The organism is Halomonas sp. (assembly GCF_041689495.1).
Taxonomy (GTDB): domain Bacteria; phylum Pseudomonadota; class Gammaproteobacteria; order Pseudomonadales; family Halomonadaceae; genus Halomonas.
In genome coordinates this window covers 1-8,751 of sequence record NZ_JBDNGD010000340.1, presented here as the reverse complement: position 1 = coordinate 8,751, position 8,751 = coordinate 1, and the positions used below count along the sequence as shown (strand labels likewise).

Annotated in this window: 8 protein-coding genes; 5 read left to right on the top strand and 3 right to left on the bottom strand. The window is 66.8% G+C overall.

Going from position 1 to position 8,751, the window contains the following annotated elements; translation table 11 throughout:
* Positions 1-341 precede the first annotated feature (341 nt).
* Together ACESMD_RS10845 and ACESMD_RS10840 are read right to left on the bottom strand one after the other, a co-directional pair.
* Positions 342-2,942, bottom strand: coding sequence for an ABC transporter permease (locus tag ACESMD_RS10845; RefSeq protein ID WP_372613040.1), 2,601 nt, complete (start codon positions 2,940-2,942; stop codon positions 342-344).
* Positions 2,939-3,631: an ABC transporter ATP-binding protein gene (locus ACESMD_RS10840; RefSeq protein ID WP_372613038.1), complete on the bottom strand. Its 693-nt coding sequence runs from the start codon at positions 3,629-3,631 to the stop codon at positions 2,939-2,941. The genes ACESMD_RS10845 and ACESMD_RS10840 overlap by 4 nt, the downstream gene beginning before the upstream one ends.
* Before the next feature lie 124 nt (positions 3,632-3,755).
* On the opposite strand from ACESMD_RS10840, the gene ACESMD_RS10835 reads away from it, so the two are divergent.
* Together ACESMD_RS10835 and ACESMD_RS10830 are read left to right on the top strand one after the other, a co-directional pair.
* Positions 3,756-4,373, top strand: a complete 618-nt coding sequence (locus tag ACESMD_RS10835; protein ID WP_372613042.1) for an arylesterase — start codon at positions 3,756-3,758, stop codon at positions 4,371-4,373.
* A 54-nt stretch (positions 4,374-4,427) separates the two neighbouring features.
* Positions 4,428-4,691 carry a type II toxin-antitoxin system Phd/YefM family antitoxin gene (locus ACESMD_RS10830; RefSeq protein WP_372613036.1) on the top strand — a complete coding sequence of 88 codons (264 nt, stop codon included), beginning with the start codon at positions 4,428-4,430 and terminating at the stop codon, positions 4,689-4,691.
* 33 nt (positions 4,692-4,724) lie between these two features.
* On the opposite strand, the gene ACESMD_RS10825 is transcribed toward ACESMD_RS10830, so the two are convergent.
* The gene (locus ACESMD_RS10825) at positions 4,725-5,615 is read right to left on the bottom strand and encodes a DMT family transporter (RefSeq protein ID WP_372613034.1); all 891 of its coding nucleotides are present in this window, start codon (positions 5,613-5,615) and stop codon (positions 4,725-4,727) included.
* Between the two features lie 240 nt (positions 5,616-5,855).
* Between ACESMD_RS10825 and ACESMD_RS10820 the strand changes: the two genes are divergently transcribed.
* The 3 genes from ACESMD_RS10820 to ettA all read left to right on the top strand — a co-directional run bounded on the left by ACESMD_RS10820 (position 5,856) and on the right by ettA (position 8,463).
* Complete coding sequence (locus ACESMD_RS10820) at positions 5,856-6,287, top strand: PAS domain S-box protein (RefSeq protein WP_372613032.1); 432 nt, start codon at positions 5,856-5,858, stop codon at positions 6,285-6,287.
* Between the two features lie 157 nt (positions 6,288-6,444).
* A complete protein-coding gene (locus tag ACESMD_RS10815; RefSeq protein WP_372613030.1) occupies positions 6,445-6,648 on the top strand; it encodes a PA3496 family putative envelope integrity protein in 204 nt (67 codons plus the stop codon).
* 153 nt (positions 6,649-6,801) lie between these two features.
* A complete protein-coding gene (ettA, locus tag ACESMD_RS10810; RefSeq protein WP_372613028.1) occupies positions 6,802-8,463 on the top strand; it encodes an energy-dependent translational throttle protein EttA in 1,662 nt (553 codons plus the stop codon).
* Positions 8,464-8,751: the final 288 nt, after the last annotated feature.

Below are 8,751 nucleotides of genomic sequence, written 5' to 3'. Positions count from 1 at the left end.
GCGTTCGAACAGCCTCTACCGTGTGGTCCAAAGTGCTGCAGCCGTAGGCCCGGTAAGCGACAGCGCACCGGGCGGGATGACGGCGCCATCGCCCGGCAGAGCCGGCCTCCCACGAAGGTCAAACCCCTCACCGCATAACCGACCTCAGGCCCTGAACTGCCACCGTGGCGCTTTTCGTGGGAGGGCGGTTTACCGCGCGAGATTGTGGCTGAGTTGGGCACCTGACGGCGCCATCGCCCGGCAGAGCCGGCCTCCCACAAGACCTGCCGGCCTCCCACCTAACCCTTCTTAAGGGTCTGACCCCAAAGTGGAATTAAGGGTCTGACCCCAAAGTGCGGTTATCAGGCCTCGCCGAGCAGGCCGAGGCTGGCGGCGGGGGTCTGGCGGCGCAGCCCACGGGAGAGCAGGTGGCCGATCAGGCCGATCAGCAGGGCGCCGCCCAGGGGCAGTGCTAGCCAGAGCCCCCAGTGGAAACGCGGCGCGAGGTCGAACCAGGCGAGGTAGATACCCGCGGCGGCGAGTTCGGCGAGTAGCGCGCCCATCAGGCCGCTGGCCAGGCCGAGGATGGCGAACTCGGCGCCCTGGACCCGGGAGAGCAGGCGGTTGCCGGCGCCGAAGACGCGCAGCAGGCCGCTCTCGTGGGCGCGTACCGGCCGGCTGGCGGTCAGGGCGGCATAGAGCACGCTGACGCCGGCCAGCAGCACGAAGCCGAGCACCAGTTCCACCGCCCGGGTCACCTGGGTGAGGACGTCGCGCACCTGGCCGAGGATGGCGTCGATGTTGAGCAGCGAGACCCCGGGGAAGTCGCGGACCAGCTGAAGAAGCGTATCGCTTTCGGCGTCATCCAGGTGGAAGGCGGTGATGTAGCTGTGACCGAAACGCTCCAGCACCCCGGGCGGGAAGATCACGTAGAAGTTGGGCCGGAAGCTGTCCCAGTCCAGGTTGCGCAGGCTGGTGAGCTCGCCGACGACCTCGGCGCTGCCGATGGTGAAGGTCAGGGTATCGCCGAGTTCCATCCCGAAGCGCTCGGCCAGGCCATCTTCCATGGACATGGGTACGGGCCGCGGGCTCGAATCCGTTGCGGGCCGGGCGTCCACGGCCGCCATCCAGTCGGCGTCGAGGGCATCGAACCACTCCCCCGCCACCAGGCGATTGCCCTCGGGCAGGCGCTCCTGCCAGGTGAGGTTGAGCTCCCGACGCAGGGCGTGGTCGCCCCGGGCCTCCGGCGGCACCATCTCCCGGGGCGGCTCGCCGTTGAGGGCGGTGATGCGGCCTCGCACCATGGGATAGAGGGCGCTGCGGGCATCCGCGGCCCCTTCCAGCACCGCCGAGAAGGCCTCGCGTTCCCCGGGCTGGATGTTGATGGCGAAATAGTTGGGGGTATCGTCGGGCAGCTGGTCCTGCCAGGTGGTAAGCAGGTCGCCGCGCACCAGAAAGATCATCGCCACGGCGAAGAAGGTCACCGAGAAGGCCAGCAACTGGCCGAGGCTGGCCTGGCGCCGCCGAGCCAACTGCTGACCGCCCAGGCGCAGTGCCTGGACCAGCCCGCCGTCCTGGCCGCCGCGCCTGGGCAGGCGGGAGGCGAGCCGGAACAGCAGGCCGAGCAGCAGGTTGCCGACCCACCACAGCACCACCAGCATCGCCAGGCCGCCGACCAGCAGGCCGGCGGAGAGCAGCAGGTCGCCGGAGTAGAGCCACAGCAGGCCGCCGAAGACCAGGGCGGCCACGGCCACCACCAGCCAGGCCGAGGCCGGCAGGGGGTCGAGCTCGCGACGCAGTACCTTGAGGGCGCTGACTTTCTTCAGGCGCAGCAGGGTCGGCCCGGCGAAGCCCACCAGCACCGCCAGGGCGGTGAGGATGCCCAGCCACAGCGGCAGGACCCCGGGCGGCGGCAGTTCCAGCGGCAGGAAGGTGGTCAACAGGCCGAGCAGCGCCGCCTGGCCGGCCAGGCCCAGCAGGGCGCCGACCACCGAGGCCGCCAGGGCCAGCCACATCAGTTGCAGGGCGAAGAGCCGGGTGAGCTCGGCCTGGGTGGCCCCGAAGCAGCGCAGCAGCGCGGCGGTATCCAGGTGGCGATCCACGTAACGCCGGGTGGCCATGGCCACCGCCACCCCGGCCAGCAGCACAGCGGCGAGCCCGGCCAGGCTAAGGTATTTCTCGGCGCGTTCCAGGGCATTGCCGAGGCCCGGGCGGTCACGCCGCACGTCGCGGACTTCCACACCGTCCCGGCGCAGCCGCTCGAGCAATGGCTCGACGCTGGACACGGCCTCGGCGGGCCCCGCCGCGAGGATCTCGAACTCGACCCGGGAGCCGGCCTGCACCAGATTGGTGGCCGGCAGGTCGTCGACGTGCATCATCAGCCGCGGATTGAAGCTGCCGAAGCCCGCCGACTGGTCGGCCTCGCGTTCGATCAGGCCGCCCACGGTAAGCTCGGCCTCGCCCACCTGGATCCGGTCGCCGATCTCGACCTCGACCAGCAGCGCCAGACGCGGCGCCAGCCAGGCTTCCCCGGGGGGCGGGCCATGGTCGAGCAGTTCGACCCCCGCGCCGCGGTCGACATGGTTGGCACCGAAATGTGGATAGACCGAATCCACGACCTTGAGGCTGGCCGGCTGGAAGGCCTCGCCGTGGCTGACCATGGAGACCATGTCGACCTGGTCGCTGAGTACCAGGCCGGCCTCCTCGAGGGTGTCGCGGACCCCCGGGTCGAAGGGCCGGCCCTGCTCGAGGACCAGGTCCCCACCCAGCAGCTGCCCGGCCTGACGGGTCAGGCCCTTGTCCAGGCGATCGAGGAAGAAGCCGATCATGGTGGAGGCCGCCACGGCCAGGGCCAGGGCGATGAAGAGCGCGCGGACATCGGCGGCACGCAGGTCGCGGACCAGGCCCCGCAGGGAGAACCGCAGCAGACGGGTCAGCTTGTCCAGGCGGGTGGCATCGCTCATGCACTCACCTCGTCCATGGCCATCTCGACCAGCTTGCCGTCCTCCAGCCGCAGGCAGCGGTCACAGCGTCGCGCCAGGGCGTGGTCGTGGGTCACCAGCACCAGGGTGGTGCCCGCCTCCTGGTTGAGCTCGAAGAGCGCCGCGATGATGCGCTCGCCGGTGGCCGGGTCCAGGTTGCCGGTGGGCTCGTCGGCGAACACCAGTTCGGCGCCGGTAACGAAGGCCCGGGCCAGGGCCACACGCTGCTGCTCGCCGCCGGAGAGCTGCTTGGGCAGGTGGTCCAGGCGCTCGCTCAGGCCCACCCGGGTCAGCCAGTCACGCGCCTTGGCCTCGGCGTTGGTCTGGGGCGTGAGCTCCAGGGGCAGCAGGACGTTCTCCAGGGCGGTGAGAGTGGGCAGCAGCTGGAAATTCTGGAAGACAAACCCCACCCGGCCGGCGCGCAGCCGTGCCCGGCCGTCCTCGTCGAGATCGGCCAGCGGCTGGCCGAAGAGCTCCAGGGTGCCGCCGCTGGGTGCGTCCAGCCCGGCCAGCAGTCCCAGCAGGGTCGACTTGCCCGCACCGCTCTGGCCGAGGATCGCCACGCTCTCGCCGGGGAACACCGTGAGGCCAAGACCACTCAGAATGGTGAGTTGCCGTTCGCCACTCTGGACCTGCTTGAGAAGCTGGTCGGCGTGTAGAATCGGTGTCATTTCCGTTCGAGAGGTGGTGGATATGATCAAGGGCTTCCCTGTTCCTGGAGCAAGAAGTAATGGCGAATCGATACGAGAACGGCGAGGCCTGACTGCCTTGCGGCGGCTGGCCGTGGCCGCCGGCATGGCCGTGGTGCTGGCCCTGGTCACGCTTCCGACCCAGGCCGACGAACACCCGGTGCTGCTGGTGATGGGCGACAGCCTGAGCGCCGCCTATGGCATCGAACAGCAGGATGGCTGGGTCAGTCTGCTCGAGACGCGGCTGGACGGAAAGGCGCGGGTAATCAACGCCAGTATCAGCGGGGAGACCAGCAGCGGCGGGGCCAGCCGGCTTCCCGACCTTCTCGGACAGCACGAACCCGACATCGTTCTGCTCGAGCTGGGCGGCAACGACGGCCTGCGCGGCCTGCCGCCGCGCCAGTTGGAGGCCAACATGGCGGGCATGATCGAGGCCAGCCAGGCGGCCGATGCCGAGGTGCTGCTGCTGGGCATCGATATACCGCCCAATTACGGCCAGGCCTACCGCGATGCCTTCACCGGGGTCTATTACCGCCTCGCCAAGGAATTCGAGGTTCCGCTGGTGCCCTTCCTGCTCGAGGGCATCGCACTGGACGATAATCTGATGCAGAACGACGGCATCCACCCCACTGCCGCCGCCCAGCCGCGCATCCTCGATACGGTCTGGCCGGAGCTCGCGCCGCTGCTCGAGCAGAACGACGTACAGCTGGCCAGCGAATCGTAATCGGTCCATTCATGGTCTATATTTAGTCGAATCAGGTCAGAAGAGGCACATCGCATGCGTACCGAAACCATCAGCTATCTAAAGCAGAATGCCGCGACGCTCGATGTCGAGGAGCCGCTTGTCATCACCCAGAAGGGCAAGCCCACCTATGTGGTCGAGTCCTACGCCGCTCATGAACGCCGCGAGCAGGCCATCGCCCTGCTCAAGCTGCTGAGCCTGGGTGAAAAGAGCCGTGAAGAGGGTAAGACCATGAGTGCCGATGAGTTCATGGAGAAAGTTCGCGCTCGACATACGGCAAGACGAGGCGATTCGCAATAGGAGGATCCTCGCGTAGCAGCTGCTCTTCGAGTATCAGCTGCTTTCCTGAGGCGCCGGCGTCTTCTGCCACTGCTGGAGGCCCAGCCCGCCGAGGATCAGCAGCAGGCCGACCAGGGTAGAGGCGAGAATCGGCTCGCCGACGATGAAGAACAGCAGCAGCAGGGACACCGGTGGCGAGAGGAAGATCAGGTTCGATACCTTGGCCGTGCGTGACACCTTGTGCACGGCCAACTGCCAGAGCACGAAGGCGATGCCCATCTCGAAGAGCCCCACATAGACCCCGGCGCCCAGGCCCGCCCAGCCGTGCCATTGCAGGCCAGGGCCGAGCAGCAGCAGGATCGTCAGCACCGGCACCCCGACACTGAAGTTCTGCCACTGGGCGACCAGCGGCGGGCGATGATCCCGGGCATTGAGCAGCCAGTAAAGCGCCCAGAGCAGCGTCGAGACCAGCGCGAAGGCCACCCCTAGGGGATCGGCGAAGGCCACGTCGAACACCTGGCCGCGCGTGGCGATCACCCAGACGCCGGCATAGGCGATCAGGCCCGCCAGCACGTCCATGCGGGTGAGGCGATGGCCGAGCAGGGGCACGGCGAGGAAGGCCATGGCCAGCGCCCAGGTATAGTTGAGCGCCATGGCTTCCTGGCCCGGCAGGCGGTCATAGGCCTCGAACAGCACCAGATAGTAGGCCACCGGATTCATCAGCCCGGCCCAGGCGGCGGTGCGCCAGCCACGCCGGAGCGCCTGGCGCAGCAGCCCCTGGCGGGCCACCAGCACGCCAATCAGCGCCCAGGACACCAGCGAGGCCAGCCACATCAGTTCCAGCGGGCTCATGTATCCCAGCGCCACCTTGAAGGCCGTGGCCACCGTCGACCAGAGCGCCACCGCGCCCAGCCCATAGAGCATCGCCTGGCGGTCCTGGGTCATTTCCCCTCCCTGATTTTCGGCCTCGAGCGGTCGGCCCGACGCCAGAGTATCAATCGATGGACCCCGGGTCATGCCGGGTATCGAGGTGCCGAGTTGTTGACCTCCGACACGAGGTTCGCATCAAGGTCGTTGAAATCCCGGGCCTGGCTGGCCATGATGTGTTGGAGTAACGTCCCATGTCGCCCTTCCGGCGGCAAGGACAGCACCCGCGACAGGAACGCCCAGAATGGAACCCCCGGAATGAAACGATCCCCGCTGATCAGCCCGGAACTGCTGGAACGCATGGTCGATGCGTCGGAAGACGGCATCGTGGTCGCCGAGCAGGAAGGCGACGAGAACATCCTGATCTACGTGAACAAGGGCTTCGAACGCCTGACCGGCTACAGCGCCGACGAGATCCTCTACCGCGACTGTCGCTTCCTGCAGAACGAGGACCGCGACCAGCCCGGCCTGGACGGGATCCGGCGCGCCCTCGAGGAAGGCAGCCCCTGCCGCGAAGTACTGCGCAATTACCGCAAGGACGGCAGCCTCTTCTATAACGAGCTTTCCATCACGCCCGTCTATGACGAGAACGACCATCTGACCTACTACATCGGCGTTCAGAAGGACGTGACCGAACGTGTCGAGGCCCAGCAGGAACTCGAAACGCTCAAGGCGAAACACGAAGGCTAACCTCGCCCGAAAATAAAGTCCTCGGCGGGTATTGCGCTTTCCCCTGAATGTCTCTATATAGCCAGCAGGCAGATGCATGTTGCCTGCTGGCGCTTCAGGTTCCGCTCATTCGGACGCGAAGCGATACCGATGAGATGGGAAATGGAAGGAGACTCTAATGAGCCGTGATGCCCTGGTCAGTGAGCCGCTCGACGACGAGCATGACTACAGCGACGCCGTGAACGACGATGATTACGGCCGCCCCCGCCACACCAGCCGTGCCGATGCGCTGCAGTCCCGACGGCGCGTCGAGACCCTGCTGGAGGAGCGTCGCCTGAGACGCGCCATCGAGGATGACTGGTCCGTCGACGAAGAGGAATAGCGCCGAGCGCCGAGCGCCGAGCGCCGAGCGCCGAGCAGAAGGATACTCCTCACTCTTCACCCCCGCCCAGGCTGGCCTTTCCCCTGCCTGGGCTCTATCATCGTGGCCACTGACATTCCCCAACACTGACATTCCTCAACGAAGTGGCGATACATGGCACAATACGTCTACACCATGAACCGGGTGGGCAAGGTCGTGCCCCCCAAGCAACACATCCTGAAGGACATCTCGCTGTCCTTCTTCCCCGGTGCCAAGATCGGCGTGCTGGGCCTCAACGGTTCCGGCAAATCCACCCTGCTGCGGATAATGGCCGGGGTGGACACCGAGATCGAGGGCGAGGCGCGCCCCATGCCGGGCCTGAATGTCGGCTACCTCCCTCAGGAACCCGAACTCGACGACGAGAAGACCGTGCGTGAATCCGTCGAGGAGGCGCTGGGTGCCATCAAGGAGGCCCAGGAGCAACTCGACGGCGTCTATGCTGCCTACGCCGAGCCGGATGCCGACTTCGACGCCCTGGCCGCCCAGCAGGCGCGCCTGGAGAACATCATCGAGGCCGCCGACGCCCACAACCTCGAGCGCAAGCTGGAAGTCGCCGCCGAGGCCCTGCGTCTGCCGCCCTGGGACGCCCGGGTCGGCAACCTCTCGGGTGGCGAACGCCGCCGCGTGGCACTGTGTCGCCTGCTGCTGTCGAGCCCCGACATGCTGCTCCTCGACGAGCCCACCAACCATCTGGACGCCGAATCGGTGGCCTGGCTGGAGCGCTTCCTCCACGATTACTCCGGCACCGTGGTGGCCGTCACCCACGACCGCTACTTTCTCGACAACGTCGCCGGCTGGATCCTCGAGCTGGACCGCGGCCAGGGGATTCCCTTCGAGGGCAACTACTCCCAGTGGCTCGAGGCCAAGGAGAAGCGCCTGGAGAAGGAGGCCAAGCAGGAGGCCTCCAAGACCAAGGCGATCAAGCAGGAGCTGGAGTGGGTGCGCAGCAACGCCAAGGGTCGCCAGGCCAAGAGCAAGGCGCGCCTCAACCGCTTCGAGGAAATGCAGTCCGGCGACTTCCAGAAGCGCAACGAGACCAACGAGATCTACATTCCGCCCGGCCCGAGGCTGGGTGACAAGGTCATCGAGTTTCATGACGTCAGCAAGGCGTTCGATGGCCAGCTGCTCTACGAGAACCTGTCCATCACCGTCCCCAAGGGGGGCATCGTGGGTATCGTCGGCGGCAACGGGGCGGGCAAGTCGACGCTGTTCAAGCTGGTCACCGGCGCTGAGCAACCGGACGCCGGCGAGGTGGTGATCGGCGATACCGTCGAGATCGCCCACGTCGAGCAGCTGCGTGACGCCCTGGACAACAAGCAGACGGTCTGGGAATCGGTCTCGGACGGCCAGGACATCCTCAACATCAACGGCTATGAGGTGTCATCGCGGGCCTATGTGGGTCGCTTCAACTTCAAGGGCAACGACCAGCAGAAGCGTCTCTCCGAGCTCTCGGGCGGCGAACGCGGCCGCTTGCAGCTCGCCCAGACCCTAAAGCAGGGCGCCAACGTGCTGCTGCTCGACGAGCCCTCCAATGACCTGGACATCGAGACCCTGCGTGCCCTGGAGGAAGCCCTGCTGGCCTTCCCGGGCTGCGCTCTGGTGATCTCTCACGACCGCTGGTTCCTCGACCGCGTCGCCACCCATATCCTCGCCTTCGAGGGCGATTCCCAGGTGGTGTTCCTCGAGGGCAACTACCAGGAGTACGAGGAGGAGCACCGCAAGCGGGTCGGCAACGACACGCCGCACAGGATGAAGTACAAGCGCATCGATGCCTGACCGTCCGTTCTGTGCCGAACGAAAGCCCAGCCCTGCCAACCGGCAGGGCTTTTCTTGGGAAGGTGGTCTACCGCCAACCCCAACCCCTCGCCCGGCGGAGCCGGCCTCCCACGAGACTTGGCAGCCTCACACGCCCTGCACTGCCGCCGTGGCGCTTTTCGTGGGAGGGCGGTTTACCGCGCGAGATTGTGGCTGAGTTGACCACTGAGGTCCCAACCAACCCCTCGCCCGGCAGAGCCGGCCTCCCACAAGACCTGCAAGCCTCGAGCCCTGCATTGCCACCGTGGC